14 protein-coding genes and 1 pseudogene are annotated in these 16,306 nt (G+C 39.0%); 4 read left to right on the top strand and 11 right to left on the bottom strand.

Going from position 1 to position 16,306, the window contains the following annotated elements:
* Positions 1–18: 18 nt before the first annotated feature.
* Positions 19–1,374 carry a hypothetical protein gene (locus PR709_RS12255; protein ID WP_164456926.1) on the bottom strand — a complete coding sequence of 452 codons (1,356 nt, stop codon included), beginning with the start codon at positions 1,372–1,374 and terminating at the stop codon, positions 19–21.
* 43 nt (positions 1,375–1,417) lie between these two features.
* On the opposite strand from PR709_RS12255, the gene PR709_RS12250 reads away from it, so the two are divergent.
* Positions 1,418–1,837 carry an ASCH domain-containing protein gene (locus tag PR709_RS12250; RefSeq protein WP_141173625.1) on the top strand — a complete coding sequence of 140 codons (420 nt, stop codon included), beginning with the start codon at positions 1,418–1,420 and terminating at the stop codon, positions 1,835–1,837.
* Positions 1,838–1,848: 11 nt separating this feature from the next.
* Positions 1,849–2,370: an ATP-binding protein gene (locus PR709_RS12245; protein WP_141173626.1), complete on the top strand. Its 522-nt coding sequence runs from the start codon at positions 1,849–1,851 to the stop codon at positions 2,368–2,370.
* A 478-nt stretch (positions 2,371–2,848) separates the two neighbouring features.
* Here the strand turns inward: PR709_RS12245 and PR709_RS12240 are convergent, their stop codons facing one another.
* On the bottom strand, positions 2,849–3,112 hold the full coding sequence (locus PR709_RS12240; RefSeq protein ID WP_241014533.1) for a hypothetical protein: 264 nt from the start codon (positions 3,110–3,112) through the stop codon (positions 2,849–2,851).
* Between the two features lie 154 nt (positions 3,113–3,266).
* On the opposite strand from PR709_RS12240, the pseudogene PR709_RS19600 reads away from it, so the two are divergent.
* Positions 3,267–3,381 (top strand): annotated as a pseudogene (locus PR709_RS19600) (phage integrase); the annotation flags it as partial.
* 182 nt (positions 3,382–3,563) lie between these two features.
* Here the strand turns inward: PR709_RS19600 and ahpF are convergent.
* The 6 genes from ahpF to PR709_RS12210 all read right to left on the bottom strand — a co-directional run bounded on the left by ahpF (position 3,564) and on the right by PR709_RS12210 (position 11,789).
* The gene (ahpF, locus tag PR709_RS12235) at positions 3,564–5,138 is read right to left on the bottom strand and encodes an alkyl hydroperoxide reductase subunit F (protein WP_036940177.1); all 1,575 of its coding nucleotides are present in this window, start codon (positions 5,136–5,138) and stop codon (positions 3,564–3,566) included.
* A gap of 87 nt (positions 5,139–5,225) precedes the next feature.
* On the bottom strand, positions 5,226–5,789 hold the full coding sequence (ahpC, locus tag PR709_RS12230) for an alkyl hydroperoxide reductase subunit C (protein WP_004919611.1): 564 nt from the start codon (positions 5,787–5,789) through the stop codon (positions 5,226–5,228).
* Positions 5,790–5,972: 183 nt separating this feature from the next.
* On the bottom strand, positions 5,973–7,097 hold the full coding sequence (locus PR709_RS12225; RefSeq protein ID WP_169342274.1) for an ABC transporter permease: 1,125 nt from the start codon (positions 7,095–7,097) through the stop codon (positions 5,973–5,975).
* A 6-nt stretch (positions 7,098–7,103) separates the two neighbouring features.
* Positions 7,104–9,860: a ribosome-associated ATPase/putative transporter RbbA gene (rbbA, locus tag PR709_RS12220; RefSeq protein WP_014658323.1), complete on the bottom strand. Its 2,757-nt coding sequence runs from the start codon at positions 9,858–9,860 to the stop codon at positions 7,104–7,106.
* Positions 9,857–10,927, bottom strand: a complete 1,071-nt coding sequence (locus tag PR709_RS12215) for an HlyD family secretion protein (protein WP_004919603.1) — start codon at positions 10,925–10,927, stop codon at positions 9,857–9,859. Before PR709_RS12215 ends, rbbA begins: the two co-directional genes overlap by 4 nt.
* 385 nt (positions 10,928–11,312) lie before the next feature.
* Positions 11,313–11,789: a GNAT family N-acetyltransferase gene (locus PR709_RS12210; RefSeq protein ID WP_036940170.1), complete on the bottom strand. Its 477-nt coding sequence runs from the start codon at positions 11,787–11,789 to the stop codon at positions 11,313–11,315.
* A gap of 392 nt (positions 11,790–12,181) precedes the next feature.
* On the opposite strand from PR709_RS12210, the gene PR709_RS12205 reads away from it, so the two are divergent.
* Positions 12,182–13,927 (top strand): ABC-F family ATP-binding cassette domain-containing protein, encoded by a 1,746-nt coding sequence (locus PR709_RS12205; RefSeq protein ID WP_040133116.1) that lies wholly within the window; start codon positions 12,182–12,184, stop codon positions 13,925–13,927.
* Positions 13,928–14,144: 217 nt separating this feature from the next.
* Here PR709_RS12205 and PR709_RS12200 read toward each other — a convergent pair whose 3' ends face one another.
* From PR709_RS12200 to tyrP, 3 genes are all read right to left on the bottom strand, one after another.
* Complete coding sequence (locus PR709_RS12200; protein WP_004919597.1) at positions 14,145–14,354, bottom strand: hypothetical protein; 210 nt, start codon at positions 14,352–14,354, stop codon at positions 14,145–14,147.
* Entirely contained in the window at positions 14,347–14,898 is a 552-nt protein-coding gene (locus tag PR709_RS12195; protein WP_004919595.1) for a PadR family transcriptional regulator, read from the bottom strand. Before PR709_RS12195 ends, PR709_RS12200 begins: the two co-directional genes overlap by 8 nt.
* Before the next feature lie 243 nt (positions 14,899–15,141).
* Complete coding sequence (gene tyrP / locus PR709_RS12190; protein ID WP_306463368.1) at positions 15,142–16,290, bottom strand: tyrosine transporter TyrP; 1,149 nt, start codon at positions 16,288–16,290, stop codon at positions 15,142–15,144.
* Between the last annotated feature and the right edge of the window lie 16 nt (positions 16,291–16,306).

Raw genomic sequence — 16,306 nt, 5'->3', positions numbered from 1 at the left:
CAAAAATTAAAATAATACTCATATAGTAACATTACTAGGATAGGAATGACAATCGTATATAAATAAACCTTTTATTTTCAATACGATGCCTTCAAACCATTCATGATCTGCAATAATAGAGTAAATCATATTTGCTAGGAGCGCTAACACAAGAATAACCAAAATATTTCTTAAAATAGCGTAAATTGAGAACTTAGAATACCTAAATTTTGCGAATGCTGTATATTTATCCAATTTAGCTACATTACCATCTTTATTACCATCTTTCTGTTCGCCCTTTTTCTTCCAATGATAAATCAATGACAGTGGAATATTACTAACACTTAAAAATTGCTTAGACTCCAAGTATTTTTCCCATAAAGGACCTTCAAGCAAACGGCAGCGAGAGTATTTATCATCTGACATTAAGAACTCAGTACTTACTTCTCTAATAGCGAAAAAATGAACGCTTGATATTATATCTCGTTCAGCAATATTCCCTTTAAATTGTGGTGGAATATTTCTTATCTCATTAATTCTAAAGTCAATAATTTCAATCATTTCATCTTTTGCAGTAAAGTACCTATCTCTCGCTTTATAATATGTCGATAATTTTTCTTTATTATACTTATCTAATATCACTCTAAATCTAAAATAACCGAAACCATTTTTGTCGGACTCTGGTAACTCTAGTATTTTTTGAGGAAAGGTTAAACAACAACCGCCATCTTGAGTTGAAATTAGACTAACCCCCGAGCCTATATCACCATTTTTATTCAATGATAAATTCTTCACCAAATATACGTCACCATCCTTATCCTTAAAAAAAGATATTTTGGTAATTAACTCTTGGGGAGATATGGCATCATCAGTTTTCACTGAGTTATTAAATAATGTAGATAATAATTCTTTTTCTTTGCACATCCGCATACAAAGATCACCATCGTAGTTATCTTCCTTCAACTTAAACGGGAAATAAATACAGACATCACCATCTAAGTGCTGATATTTAACACCAACATCCAAAAAAGAAACAATGTTGTCACCAAAGAATCTTTTGCTGACTTTTACCAAAAACGAAAGCAAACACCCAAAACAGTACGCAATAAAACACAATGTTTTTACTGTAGTACTGCTAGACTTTCTGTTTTTCAACTCATATAAAAAACATTTTTTGGAGAAGTTGTTTTCACTAATATTCCAATAATTAAAATGCAGCTCTACACTAGGGGGAATATCAGCTTTCCCACCCTCATTATCTCCTGATTTTTCGGTGTTTTTTTCGTTTTTAGCATCACCTAAACCACCATCTTCCTCTATTGATTTACTAGTTGCTTTAGAAGTGCCACTTTGTTTATTGTTTTTGGATATCCAAATTGCTATGCTGTCAGCCATATTATCCCTATGTTATTTCGTCAAAAAGGTACTAGATTATTAGATGAAAAAGAATAAGAATGAAAACCTTGCAATATTATTATCTATAAAACCAATACATGCAAATCGAATCATTTCTGGTCTAAAAACAATCGAAATCAGAAGAAAAATCGGGCAACAATTTAGAGAAAACATGAAAATATTTATTTATGCAAGCTCTCCGACAAAAAAACTACTTGGAAGTGCAATGATAGATAAAATTGTCATACGAAACAAAAGTGAAATAAGCGATATTGAGCTATCTAGTGCTTGTCTTTCAAGAAAAGATATCATGAATTACGCTACAGGTATAGAATCCATTAACTTAATATACTTAAAAAATGTAATTCCTATTAATAAAAATATAACAATTTCGGACATCAGAGCTTTAGGAATAACAGTTCCCCAGTCATTTTGTTACATTAATACATTAGCAATCAGCTAATAGGACATAATATGATAATTGGTATCTTTGGGCTATCTGGAAGTGGGAAATCTACGCTATCCAGTAATATTATCAAATATAAAAAATCATGGGTGCATTCTAGCGCATCTTCTATAATCAAAAAAAATCAAGGAGTCATAGATTTTGAAGACCTAAATTTTAGAAATATAACTAATAATCAAAAATTATTGATAAATGGTGTTAAAGAAATAGCAAAAAATAATACATTAGTTTTAGAGCTACATAATGTAGTAGAAACTCCCACATCAATTGAAATTATAGAAGAAGAAGTTTTTAATCATTTAAGTTTATCATTCTCAATTTTTATTTATTCCGAACCAGAAAAGATTTTCAATAATAGAATAAATGATAATGATATAAAAAAAAGAAACCTTTCAACAATAGAAAAAATTCAAGAAATTCAAAATATTGCTTTATATTTATTTGTGAAAAAATTCAATAAAAACTCCATAATCATTAGCCCTGATTTTCCAATAAAAAAACTAATTGAAATCATTGAAATTTGTAAATAATCCGCCCCCTCTCGGAAACTGGTTACAACGGTTACATCCTACCAAAACCACCTCTAACCCACTGATTATAAACAACTCCGTTGTAACTTTTTACTGGTTACAACGGGTTACAAAACAGGGGTTAAAAAGTTACATCCTTATAAAACAATAAGTTATATTTTTAATTTGTAACCTCTAAAAATGGTTACACGTAACCGCAAAGTAACCCATTTGTAACCTTTTGCTATTTCTACATTTTTATATATTATCAATAAGATATAAGACTATTTTAATTTTGTAACCATTGTAACCACTTTCCGAACCCCTCCCATAAATTCTCTATTTATATAAAAGATACTTAATAATGCTTGTTTATTGCACAACCCTTTATGCTTTCACTTGTTTGTCATTCTGAGTATTTATGATATTTACTTGATGGATTTCTACTGATAAAAGAAAGGCTGCACATTGGCAGCCTATAGATAAATAGAGGAGAAAACTAACTCTCACTGTTTTCCTGAAACACCCAGCACTTAATCACTTCAGGTTTTTTAAGCGTACTCCCCACCGCAAGCGAACTATTAAACTGGCTGTTTACCACACTTCGCACCGTCTTAACGCCCACAAACTTACGCATGCGCCCCGCTTTCAATAAATTTTTAATATCCGTATTCAATTGTATAGACTGACGGTATTCGCTGGCCACCTGTGCAATATGGTTAAAGTTCACCGCATAAACACCCTTTTCACTACTGTGATTCACACCAAAAGCCTCGTTATCATGTAAATAATCAAATATCTCCCAAAACTCCATCACTTGTGGCTGGTCGAGTTGGATCGCTTGAACACGTTGTTTGGCCAGCTCAATAATAAAGTCACGTGTTTGGCGAATATAGGCCGCTTTTACAGAAAGAACTACTTTGCAGAGAATCCTAGGTCACTCGACATTTGACCTACGCTCACTTTACACCGGACTTTCTTCAAGATGCGATTACGTACAGCCCATTAAAGGGAGGAACAGAGTTAGCTTAATAGATTGTTCGTTTTAGGATGATTTTAACAACGAGAAACGATGCAAATTTAACTTTTGCATGTCCACAAGTTGTCCACACTTGAACACTTTTAGGCACTTTTGAGCCTTTTTTGTAAAGATTATGCACAAAAAAAGGCACTCGCCCCCGAGTGCCTTTGGGTACAACCTACTGAATTAACAATTATTCAGCGGTTCTGGTACTTGTGCGGATTAGGTAATCAAAGGCGCTAAGTGCGGCTTTTGCACCTTCACCGGCTGAAATAATGATCTGTTTATAAGGTACAGTAGTACAGTCACCCGCAGCGAACACACCTTTCACATTTGTTTCGCCACGTGCATCCACCTCAATTTCGCCTATACGGTTACGTGCAACGGTATCACCTAACCAATTGGTATTTGGCAACAGGCCAATTTGTACAAATGCGCCTGCAACTTCTAATAAATGTACACTATCATCAGTACGGTCTTTATATTCAAGACCCGTCATCTTGCTACCATCGCCCTTCACTTCCAATGTTTGAGCATTAACGATAATGTCAACATTTTTCAGGCTACGTGCTTTATCTTGTAGTACTGAATCCGCCTTCAATTCAGGCGCGAATTCCAATACTGTTACATGTTCAACAATACCCGCTAAGTCAATAGCTGCTTCAATACCTGAGTTACCTCCACCAATCACAGCAACGCGTTTGCCTTTAAACAACGGACCATCACAGTGTGGGCAGAATGTAACGCCTTTCGTGCGATACTCTTGCTCCCCAGGTACTCCCATGTTACGCCAACGGGCACCTGTCGCAATAATGATACTCCGTGACTTCATTACTCCGCCGGAAGCTGTTTCGATTTGGTGGTAACCGCCTTCTTCTGTTGCTGGAATTAACTTAGTCACTGACTGACCATCAATTACATCAACATTGTAGTCATCAACGTGGTTCTTCAGTGCTCCCGCAAATATCGCCCCTTCTGTTTTGAGTACAGAAATGTAGTTTTCGATATCAACGGTATCCATAACTTGGCCACCAAAACGCTCACCGATCACACCAGTGCGAATACCTTTACGTGCAGTATAAACCGCTGCGGATGCTCCAGCAGGTCCACTACCGATGATGAGTACTTCAAATGGTTCACGTTCCGTTAATGCTTTAGCGGCACGCGCGTCAGCATTCGTGTCAACCTTATTAATGATCTCACTTAATGTCATGCGCCCTTGGCCGAACTCTTTTCCATTTAAGAAAACAGCGGGAACGCCCATCACATTACGTTCTTCAATTTCATTTTGAAACAGCGCACCATCAATCGCTGTATGTGTGACATTTGGATTTAATACTGCCATTAAATTCAGTGCTTGCACAACATCTGGGCAGTTATGGCACGATAATGAATAATAGGTTTCAAAATGGAATTCCCCTTCAAGGGCCTTCACTTGATCTAATAACTCTTGTGCTTCTTTAGATGGGTGACCACCAATTTGCAACAATGCAAGCACAAGCGATGTAAATTCATGGCCTAGTGGTGAACCTGCAAAACGCAATCCACTATCAACACCAGGGTTAGTAATTAAAAATGATGGTACTCTTTGAGTATTATCTTGTACTTCACGAACAGTAATCTTGTCTGAAAGCGCAGCAATTTGGTTTAGAAGCTGTTTTATTTCATTTGATTTATTACTGCTATCTAAATTAGCGACTAACTCAACAGGTTTAGTCAATTTTTCTAAATACGCTTTCAATTGCGCTTGCATATTGTTATCGAGCATATGATCCCCTTGGTCATAAAATCGGGTGCATAGCACCCGATAACATCAGTATGTTTTTACTTTCTACTTTCGAAATAAAGTTTTCGATTAGATTTTGCCAACCAAATCTAAAGATGGAGACAGAGTTGCTTCACCTTCTTTCCATTTAGCAGGGCATACTTCGCCTGGGTGGCTAGCAACATACTGCGCAGCTTTAACTTTACGTAGCAGATCAGAAGCATCACGGCCAATGCCTTCTGCTGTGATTTCGATAGCTTGGATGATACCTTGTGGGTCAACAACGAAAGTACCACGGTCAGCCAAACCTTCTGCTTCACGCATATTTTCGAAATTACGAGTCAGTTCACCTGTTGGGTCACCGATCATGGTGTATTTGATTTTACCGATAGTTTCTGAACTTTCGTGCCATGCTTTGTGAGTAAAGTGGGTATCAGTTGAAACTGAATAGATTTCAACGCCCATTTTTTGGAATTCTTCGTAATGGTCAGCGACGTCACCAAGTTCAGTTGGGCAAACGAAAGTAAAGTCTGCTGGATAGAAGAAGAATACACTCCATTTTCCAGCCACATCTTTTTCGGTGACTTCGATAAACTTACCGTCTTTAAAAGCTTGATTTTTAAATGGTTTGATTTGAGTATTAATTAAAGACATTTTACGTTCTCCTGTTTGGTTGATTATTAAGTTACTGGTTTACAGCCTTTTTTTCCAATCAGTTAATACTATCGATTTGATAGGCACAGCCTTGCAATGATTTTTGAATTGATAGGCACTATATTACAACGCTTACTGAACAATTCAGCAAGCGTTTTTTGACATAATTGCAACAGCAAGGTGTTATGCCATGGTTGCAATGGTTTTACGAAACCGCATTAATGCGAACGAAAAGAAGACGATACCGATAATTAATAAGACAATAAACTGAGGCCAAACGATCTGGAACCCTGCTCCTCGATATAAAATCGCTTGTGCAAGGCTCACAAAATGTGTTGTCGGCATCGTCAGCATAATGTCTTGAACTAACTGAGGCATACTTTCACGTGCGGTCATACCTCCTGAAAGCATATTTAACGGTAATAGAACAAGGATCATCAATAGCCCAAACTGAGGCATTGAACGAGCTAGCGTACCCATAAAGATACCAATTGATGTGGTCGCAAATAAGCTTAATGCCACACCACACATAAATAGCAGTATAGACCCCTCGATCGGCACTTGTAGCAAGGTTTTGACCACCAGCAGAAGTGATACTGCCGAGGCAACCAAAACCACTAATCCCATTGACCAAATCTTAGATAGCATGATTTCAAATGGAGTTAGTGGCATCACCATTAAATGCTCAACCGTACCGTGTTCTCGTTCGCGAATTAGCGCAGCGCCCGTTAACACTATCGAAAGCATAGTAATGTTATTAATGATTGCCATTACCGACCCAAACCATGATTGCGTTAAGTTGGGGTTAAAACGCATACGAACTTCAAGATCTACAGGTAAACTCGCATCACTACGGTACTTAGCAAGAAACTCATTCACTTCACCTAAAGTGATATTTTGAATGTAGCTATTACCTAAAAACGCTTGGCTCATACGTGTTGCATCAATATTCACTTGGATTTCTGGATGGCGACCGGCCAGTACATCCTTCTGAAAATTAGGTGGAATATCTAAAGCAAAAGTATAAGTACCTCGGTCAAGAAGGCCATCAATCTGTTCGGGAGTTACATCCGCCGGCGTCTTAAAATAAGGTGCATAAAAACTATTGATAATACGGTTCGATAACTGTGATTTATCCTGATCAGCAACCGCAATCGGTGCGTGATGCAAAGAGCCTGGCGTCACTGTTGCCGATGAATAAATCGACACCGTAAAAGCAAAAACAATAAGCGCCATCATCGCCTTATCACGCCCTAAACTACGCAGCTCTTTGACACCTAAATGAAATATGTTTTGTAACTTACGTATCATCAGTTAGGACTCCTGTTTTTTCAGGAAAATAACACTGAGGCCTATCACGATAGGGATAGTAATCAATAGCGGAATAAATGACGCTTGCAAATCAAACAAGTTCAGTCCTTTAGAGAAAGTACCGCGTGTTATTGTCAAAAAGTGCGATGTTGGATAAACCATACCAACCCAACGACCAATCCCTTCAAGTGAAGAGACAGGGTCAATCATGCCTGAAAATTGAGTAGCCGGGATCAGTGTAATAATTGCGGTACCAAAAATAGCGGCGATTTGACTCTTCATAAAGCAAGAGATCAGCAAGCCCATTCCTGTTGCGATAGTAATATAGAGAAAAGCTGCAAGTGTTAAGGTCAGAAAACTCCCTTTAAAGCTAACGCCAAAAACAAATACACTCAACGCGCAGAGCATCACAAAGTTAAACATGCCTAATAAAATATAAGGAAGCTGTTTACCTAATAAAAACTCCAATTTGGTGATCGGGGTTACATAAAGGTTAATCATTGATCCTAGCTCTTTTTCGCGAACCACACTGAGTGCACTTAACATCGCTGGGATCATCATCAGCAACAGAGGAATCACTGCGGGAACAATCGCAGGTAAACTTTTTACATCGGGGTTATAGCGATAACGGGTCTGAATGTCGATGACAGGCATTCCCGCCACACCAACTGGTTGCTTAGCAGCCATGGTGCTTAACCAAGCGAGATGCATCGCTTGTACATAACCACGAACAGTTTCAGCACGATTAGGCATTGCGCCATCAACCCATACGCCAATTTTCACCGCATGCCCTTTTGCTACATCACGCGCAAAATTAGGGGGAATTTCAATGGCGACAGATACTTTACCGCTACGCAGCGCGGTTTCCAGTTCATCATAATCCTTAATGGGAGGCTGCTCGATAAAATAGCGAGAGCCTGCCAAATTTAGGGTATAACCTTGGCTTAAACCTGTCTGGTCACGGTCAAGTACTGCAAAACGTAAATTTTCCACATCCATACTGATCCCATAGCCCATGATAAACATGAGGATCACCGTACCCAGTAGTGCGAGTGTCGAACGTACTGGGTCGCGCCGTAACTCCATCCCTTCCCGAATGCTATAACTAAATAATCGACGGAAACTGAAACGGCTTTTCAGCGCTTCATCCGTCTGTTTTTTAAGCTCAGGGTCAACATGAAATTCAGGGGCTGTATCCTTGGTCGCTCCGGCTTCTCCCACAGCATCTTGTAGATAGGCGATAAAAGTGGCTTCCAGCGTGTCTAATCCGCGCTTTTTGATCAGATTATCAGGAGTATCACAATCAAGTACCTTCCCTGCATGCATCAAGGAAATACGGTCACAGCGCTCCGCTTCATTCATAAAGTGGGTAGAAATAAAAATAGTGACACCGTCACGCCTTGAAAGGTCAACCATTAAATTCCAGAACATGTCTCGCGCCACAGGGTCTACCCCTGATGTAGGCTCATCAAGGATCAACATTTCGGGGCGATGAATAACGGCAACGGCTAGCGATAAGCGTTGACGAATACCTAACGGTAAATCATCGGGCATCGTATCTCGCACATCATCTAAATCAAAACGCTGGCACATCTCATCAATGCGCTGCTTAATTTGATCTTCCGCGATATGAAATAGCTTAGCGTGCAAAACTAAGTTTTGTTCGACACTCAATTCGCTATAGAGGGAAAATGCTTGTGACATATAACCAACGCGTTTGCGCGTTTCGATATCTTTTGGGTCAATTTCTTGCCCAAATAACCATGCTTGCCCTTCGCTCGCTTGCAATAGCCCAGTCAACATCTTCATCGTTGTGGACTTACCGCATCCGTTAGATCCCAAAAAGCCAAATATTTCACCTTTCGGTATTTTAAAATTAACATGGTCGACCGCCACAAATTGACCAAAACGCATGGTTAGATCTTGCGCTTCAATCGCTATCACATCATCGTCTGAGGTATCACGAGGCGGGATAACCACTTTTTTATGACCGCTACGCTTCTCTTCTGGCAGTAACGCAATAAATGCAGCTTCAAGATCATCGCACTGTGTTTGTGCTTTCAGTTCAGAGGCATGTCCTGTTGCCATGACCTTGCCATCATCCATCGCAACCAGCCAATCAAAACGCTCCGCTTCTTCCATATAAGCAGTGGCCACCAACACACTCATATTGGTTTGTCGTTCGCGAATACGTTCGATCAAATCCCAAAATTGTGCCCGTGACAATGGGTCAACCCCTGTGGTTGGTTCATCAAGGATCAGTAAATCAGGGTCATGAATTAGCGCACAACAAAGCCCCAGTTTCTGTTTCATCCCCCCTGAAAGCTTCCCTGCTGGCCTATCTTTGAATGGAGCCAACCCCGTGCTTTCGAGTAAATCGTCGATTCGATACTGGCGCTCTTCTTTAGATTGCCCAAATAGACGCCCAAAGAAATCAACGTTTTCATAGACTGAAAGCGTGTGGTATAAGTTTTTCCCTAATCCTTGGGGCATATAAGCAATTTTAGGGCAGACTTCTCGGCGATGTTCTTTATCTGCCATATCACCGCCAAGAACGATAACTTTCCCTTGCTGGATCTCTCTTGCACCGGCAATCAATGAAATTAGGCTTGATTTCCCCACACCATCAGGGCCAATTAAACCAACCATTTTCCTTGCTGGAATTGATAAAGTAATGTCATCCAACGCACAATTATCACCGTAATGTTGGCTGACATGGCTTAAATCTACTATCACATCATCCATCAAATTATGGGTCATTGTGGTAATCTCACCTCAAGGTCAGTTGGCCATTGGGCATTAGGATCTAAACGAACATAAGCTTTGCCAGGTAAACCAGTTTTGACATATTCGAGGTTCTTTTCCAGTAGCTCTGGTGAAATTCGCGCGCGAACACGGAACATTAATTTCAAACGTTCGTTTTGCGTTTCAACGGTTTTTGGTGTGAATTGTGCAACACTGGCAACGAAAGTCGCTTTCGCAGGTATCACAATATTAGGGGCAGCATCTAAGACAATATGCACATCACTGCCTAATGCCACTTTTCCAGCATCTTCTGTAGGTAAAAAGAAGGTCATATAAACATCGCTGAGGTCAACCATATTTAATACTCGACCACCGGCCCCTAATACTTCACCAGGTTCAGCAACACGGTATTGAATACGACCGTTACGCGGCGCTTTAAGCACACTATCATCTAAGTCAGCAATAATACGTCTTTCAGTTGCAGTCGCTGCATCAACGCGCGTTTTTGCTTGAACAACGCCCGCTTTTGCAGAATCAATTGCCGCAAGAGAGGCTGCAACCTGAGCTTTAGCCGCTTGCAGCGCGGCTTTTGCGCCTTGTACCTGTGCGGTGTCATCATCAACCTGTTGTTGAGAAACCGCTTTAGTTCTTACTAATGCACGAGAACGGTTAAGTCGTTTCTGTGCCGCATCAAGTTCTGCTTCACGTTGACGAACAACCGCTTGTGCGGCTAACTTTTCACTTTCACGTTGCACTAAACCTGATTCTGCTGTTGATACATTACTAATTGCTTGACGTAATTGAGCTTGTACTTCGTGAAGCTGTTCTTGCAGTGCTCTGGTATCCATTTTGGCAAGAACCTGACCTTCCTTGACAAAATCACCTTCTCTCACCGTAATAGTATCGATCCGCCCTGCCGTTTTGGTTGCAATATCAATTTCGGTTGCTTCTATACGACCATTACTTTGAGCGAAACCTGCGGGTAAACTGCTAGAATTCATACTCCAATAATAAAAACCACCTGCTGCAATAATTAAAATAATAGCGACATAAAAAATGATCTTTCGTTTATTTATTTTCATACCATCCCTTCTCTTTTCTTTATGTGAAAGAAAATAGCTAATTTTTAATTCAATTGTTTAGTATTGCCCATCTTATTTAGTCACACTAAAAAATAATAAAACCAAGAAAATAAAAACTGACTAACGCACATTTTCAACTTAACATCTCAATACAACATTCCTTTTTAGATTAAGTTACTTGCCTGTTCTCTATCCCTTTAATTTAATTCTATTTTATCCCTTTTAACCTTAAGTAAAATAGCACATATATCACAAAATACCATATTCAAAAGTTAAAAAGAGTTTATTGGCACTTATTGCTTAAGATTTATTAAAAAACAAAAAAATAATGCTAACAAAAAAGTTTGTTAGCATTATTTTGTTATAAAATTAACTTATTAGGTATTTAACTTATAAATTCAGCAATTGTTTGTTCATCCATACGGTAACGAACCCATTCATCTTGGGGTTTAGCACCAATACTTTTATAAAAATCAATTGCAGGTTGATTCCAGTCTAAAACACTCCATTCCAAACGCTGGCATTTCCTTTCACTGGCAATCATTGCAATATGCTTTAATAATTTTTTACCCGCACCCGCTCCTCGATAATCAGGGGAAACATATAAATCTTCCAAGTAGATCCCATTATTACCTAACCAAGTCGAGTAACTAGAAAAAAAGACCGCATAACCAGCAGGTTTACCGTCCACATAGCAAATTAAAGCCTCTGTATTTGAATTTTCACCAAATAATGAGTTTTCTATATCGGTGACAGATGCTTTAACTTCATGACGTGCTTTTTCATATTCCGCTAATTCGATGATCATATCTAAAATCAAAGCGGCATCTTTAATTGTGGCTGGTTTTATTTCTACATTCATTTTGGCGTTTCCTATATGTTTACATCTTGATTTTACTCCAAAATTATTACTCACCACAGCCACTAGCAGTTTTATTCATGACACTTTTAATGCCATTAGAATCATTTATAACAATACCTAAACACAATACATCATTGTGATTGATAGAAAGTTGCTAGGTTTGTTATGATAGCGATATTGTTCAACACTAGAAAAAAGGAGGCTTATTATGATGTTGTGTGATCTTATTGACTATTCACACTTCTTTGGTAATCGCCAAAGCTCAGGCTTTCACAGTTATATACTGCGATAACCCTGCCTGAGCGAAGCTCCCAAAAGATACCTTCCTCAGCTTACTGGGTTGTCGTCCTGACTATACCCTGGCATTGTCATGCCTAAAAATTGAGTAAGCTATGAGCACTTTATTATCTGTAAAATCATTAAATTATGATACTTCTACAACCTCTTTATTGAGTGATATTACCTTCACGCTACAAAGTGGCGATCGTATTGGTCTGATTGGACATAACGGAAGTGGCAAAAGTACATTATTGAAGCTTTTGACTGGTCAGTTATCACCTAACAGTGGCAGTATTACTTATGCAAATCAGTGTGTAACCGCTTATATTGAACAGCACCTACCCGAAGAGGTAGCGCATTTGAGTTTAATTGATGCAGTTATGCAGCAACTCCCTGCTCAAGAGCGTCTTTCTGAGCGTTGGCGAGCGGAAGTTTTACTGACTGATTTAGGGTTCACTGAGAAACAATGGGCACAAAAAGCCAATCAAATTAGTGGCGGGCAGCATACCCGATTACTTTTAGGTAGAGCATTAATTCAACAACCCGATCTGATGCTATTGGATGAGCCAAGTAACCATCTTGACCTTCCCACATTGATTTGGTTAGGTAACTTTTTGCAAAACTGGAAAGGCAGCTTCGTTTTAGTTTCTCACGATCAAAATCTGCTTGATAAAGTGACTAACTGCACATGGATATTGCGAGATAAAACGCTACATTTCTTCCGGCTCCCATGCTCATCTGCACGTCATGCACTGAGCCAAAAAGATGTCGCTGATGAAAAACGCCATCAAGCGGAGCAAAAGGAGATTGATCGCATTGCGGTAAGTGCCAAACGTTTAGCTATATGGGGTCAAGTTTATGATAACGAAGACCTTTCTCGTAAAGCAAAACAGATGGAAAAACATATCGATAGACTCAAGGAGGCGCAAACTGAGCTGACTGAAGGCTATCAATGGAAATTAGCGCTAAATGGCAAATCGATCCCCGCAGATAGAGTCCTTGAATTAGATCATGCCAACATTAAGACTCCCGATGAGAAATTGCTTTTCACAACAGGTTTTCATCAAGTCAAAAGTGGTGAGCGTATTGCCATTATTGGTGCCAATGGCTGCGGTAAATCCACTTTATTACGTTTATTGTGGCAACGTTTTAAAGCAGATGAACGATACAGTGAGCAATTAAAGTTTCATCCATCGATTAATGCGGGTTATTACGACCAACAACTTGAGCAACTCAATGATAATGACAGTTTATCTGATGCTTTACGGCCTTTTGCTAATTTAGTCGATGAACAACGCAAAATGGCATTGATTGGTGCAGGTTTTCCTTATACTCGCCACCAACAAAAAGTGGCAACACTCAGTGGCGGCGAACGAGCACGGTTGTTATTTATTGGCTTGAGCTTGGCGCAATATGAGCTAGTGATGCTAGATGAACCCACCAACCACCTTGATCTTGAAGGTAAAGAAGCACTGAGTGAGCAAATATCACAATTTGCAGGCGCTTTGCTGGTGGTTAGCCATGATAAATGGTTAATTGAAACGAGTTGCCAGCGTTTTTGGTATATCAATAATAATCGATTAGAGGAGTATCTTGACGTCGAGGAGGTTTACCAACAAATCGAGCAACAATCGCACCTTCAAAATAACAGCGTAATTAACGAAAAAGTAGCTTCACCCCATATAGACGAAGCCGCTTCTCAATCGACTGTTTATGAAGATGAATTGTTGGAAAAGTTATTGTTACTTGAAGATAAATTACACGCAGATAGGCAACGTAAATTAGCTCATCAAAAACCACTGCTTCAACAACAGTGGATCGATGAAATAGAAAAAATACAGGCGCTACTCAACCTGTAATTAAATCAATCCCCTAATAGCCAAGGTTATTAGGGGATTACATGATAATTATGTAATCCATAAACAGCGTTTTACTATGACCGTTCATTAAGAACAGAAAAATGTTTTGGTAAAATAGGTCTATTTTTTATTTTCATGGCCTTTTTCCACTAAAATAGCGAATTAAAGTGCAAAAAGTTTTACCATGAATAATAAATCAGCAAAATAACCTATTTTATTATTTAGTACGCTGGCGTTTAGCTCGTTTAAAATAAGATGTCGGTACTTTTGGGCAAACAACCTCTTTAAATTTTTTATCTAATGCAGCCTCTGGTTTTACCTCGGCCGATTCCGTACTTTCGTTAGATGGTATATTAGGTGATGTCTTTACGTTATCTTTCATATATGAAGACTCTTTTGCCTGAATAATATCATTGGTTTTAGCCATGTTCGTGCCCTTCTACTGTCAATACCGAGTTGACTTGTTCAATACGTTCAACAGCACTGTTGATAATTTCAACAACTCGCATTGATTGTTCCTTAGTCAATTCCTGCAAAACAATGTTGTGTCGCAGCAATGATTTAAATCTATCAACAGCAAGCTCTATTTCTTTGGCAAATTGGTTGCCAGCCGTAAGCTCTTGTGCATAACTGAGTTTTAGCTGAACTTCCGCTAAAATATCAGCTTTCAATAATAGAAAACATTTTCCTTCAGGTGTCAGCGAATAACACTTACGCCCTTTTCCTTGTTCCTTATACGCGGTGATCAGCCCCAACTCTTCTAGTAATGTTAATGTTGGATAAATCACACCAGGGCTTGGGCAGTAAAAACCCGCCGTTTCCTGCCCTATCTTTTTTATCAATTCATAACCATAGTTTGACCCATCAGCCAAGAGATGCAGAATGTAAACACGCAACTGTTTTGGGTTAAACATACGGCTTAAGCTTTTACCATCACAAAGGCACGGTTCCGCTTGTTGTTCATTATTCATTAATACTCTCAGAACCCCTTTAGGTCTTAAAAACCGATATATCTAATATAATAGTGGATTTTTTGAAGATTACCAGTTTAGATATATCTGTTTTTTTGCATAAAATGCTAATGATAATTATTCTTATTGAGATACTAATAAAATGCCATCGATAAAAAAGCATTAGCAATGATCGACGTGAAATAAAAAAAGCCAATCCGTTGAGTCCGTGATTGGCTTTATTGATTTGAATGAAAAGGTCAATTACCCTACGTTTGGCAGTATTTTGAAGGCAATTGCCAATTGAACACCGATCACCACAATACCGCACAAGAACACGATAAATAGTGCAGGTGTGCCACCGGTAACTTGATATTTACGCTTATTACACAACCTTGATTTAAATGCCATCGCGCTAGGTAACAATAGTGCAAGAATAGATAATGCAATCGCCGCAAAACCTAATGCCATGACAAATCCTTTCGGATAAAACAGCGCAAAGACTAATGGTGGCAAGAAAGTTAATAATCCTGTTTGCAGGCGGCCCTCCATATTATCTTGGCGCTTAAATAAATCCGCTAAGAAATCAAATAGCCCTAAAGCAACACCGAGAAACGAGGTGGCGAGCGCTAAACTCATAAACATCTGAGCAATAAACTGGGTTCTTTCCGACATCACAACATTGCGGATAGCATCCAGTAAGCCATTTAATCCTGAATTTTCTGCAAGAATGCCGACAAAGGTTGTAGGGTTAATGCTACCTAACGTAGCAATCTGCCATAAAATATAGGCAACTAATGGGATAGCACTACCGATAATAAATATTATCCGTAATTTTTTCACATCACCGCCCATATATTTCACAACACTTGGCACACTGCCATGGAAACCAAATGAGGTAAAAAACACAGGAATAGCCGAGAGGATCAAGACTTTCTCTGTTGGTGCAGACAATAAATTTTGCTGCTCAACATGTGGCATCATTAACACTAAGATAATGACTAGAAAAACAATTTTTGCTGCGAATAAAATACGGTTAATAAAATCAACGGATGATGTTCCAAAGCACACGACACCACCACCAATCACCGTAAAAATAACAATCCCCATCCAATCAGCCATCTCAATAGCAAAACTGCTTTTTAAGTTGGAGGTAATAATTTCCCCTGCACCACTAACATAAGCCGCCGTTAGTGCGTACATCAGGAACATCATACTAAAACCGGTAATAAATTTACCGCCTGAGCCTAAGTAGCGCTGAGCAACAGAGCCGATACCCGTTTCTGAGGACTCATGTTGATAGACTTCGACAAGTAATAATGCGGTGTAACACATCAATGCCCAAAGCACGAACAACATTGCTAAACTTATCGTGGAGCCATTACCTGCTGCCGCTATCGGCATTGCAAGCATACCAGCACCAATCGTA

The sequence above is a fragment of the Providencia sp. PROV267 genome (assembly GCF_028477825.1).
GTDB lineage: Bacteria > Pseudomonadota > Gammaproteobacteria > Enterobacterales > Enterobacteriaceae > Providencia > Providencia stuartii.
Note: the sequence above shows the minus strand (reverse complement) of the source record. Positions and strands in the feature narration are given on the sequence as shown.

Coding starts and splice junctions, on each gene's coding strand:
- PR709_RS12210 (WP_036940170.1), bottom strand. CDS start 11,789: ATGAATGTAGAAATAAAACCAGCCACAATTAAAGATGCCGCTTTGATT.
- PR709_RS12250 (WP_141173625.1), top strand. CDS start 1,418: ATGAAAAAGAATAAGAATGAAAACCTTGCAATATTATTATCTATAAAA.
- tyrP (WP_306463368.1), bottom strand. CDS start 16,290: ATGCTTGCAATGCCGATAGCGGCAGCAGGTAATGGCTCCACGATAAGT.
- ahpC (WP_004919611.1), bottom strand. CDS start 5,789: ATGTCTTTAATTAATACTCAAATCAAACCATTTAAAAATCAAGCTTTT.
- PR709_RS12245 (WP_141173626.1), top strand. CDS start 1,849: ATGATAATTGGTATCTTTGGGCTATCTGGAAGTGGGAAATCTACGCTA.
- PR709_RS12195 (WP_004919595.1), bottom strand. CDS start 14,898: ATGAATAATGAACAACAAGCGGAACCGTGCCTTTGTGATGGTAAAAGC.
- PR709_RS12205 (WP_040133116.1), top strand. CDS start 12,182: ATGAGCACTTTATTATCTGTAAAATCATTAAATTATGATACTTCTACA.
- rbbA (WP_014658323.1), bottom strand. CDS start 9,860: ATGACCCATAATTTGATGGATGATGTGATAGTAGATTTAAGCCATGTC.
- ahpF (WP_036940177.1), bottom strand. CDS start 5,138: ATGCTCGATAACAATATGCAAGCGCAATTGAAAGCGTATTTAGAAAAA.
- PR709_RS12200 (WP_004919597.1), bottom strand. CDS start 14,354: ATGGCTAAAACCAATGATATTATTCAGGCAAAAGAGTCTTCATATATG.
- PR709_RS12255 (WP_164456926.1), bottom strand. CDS start 1,374: ATGGCTGACAGCATAGCAATTTGGATATCCAAAAACAATAAACAAAGT.
- PR709_RS12215 (WP_004919603.1), bottom strand. CDS start 10,927: ATGAAAATAAATAAACGAAAGATCATTTTTTATGTCGCTATTATTTTA.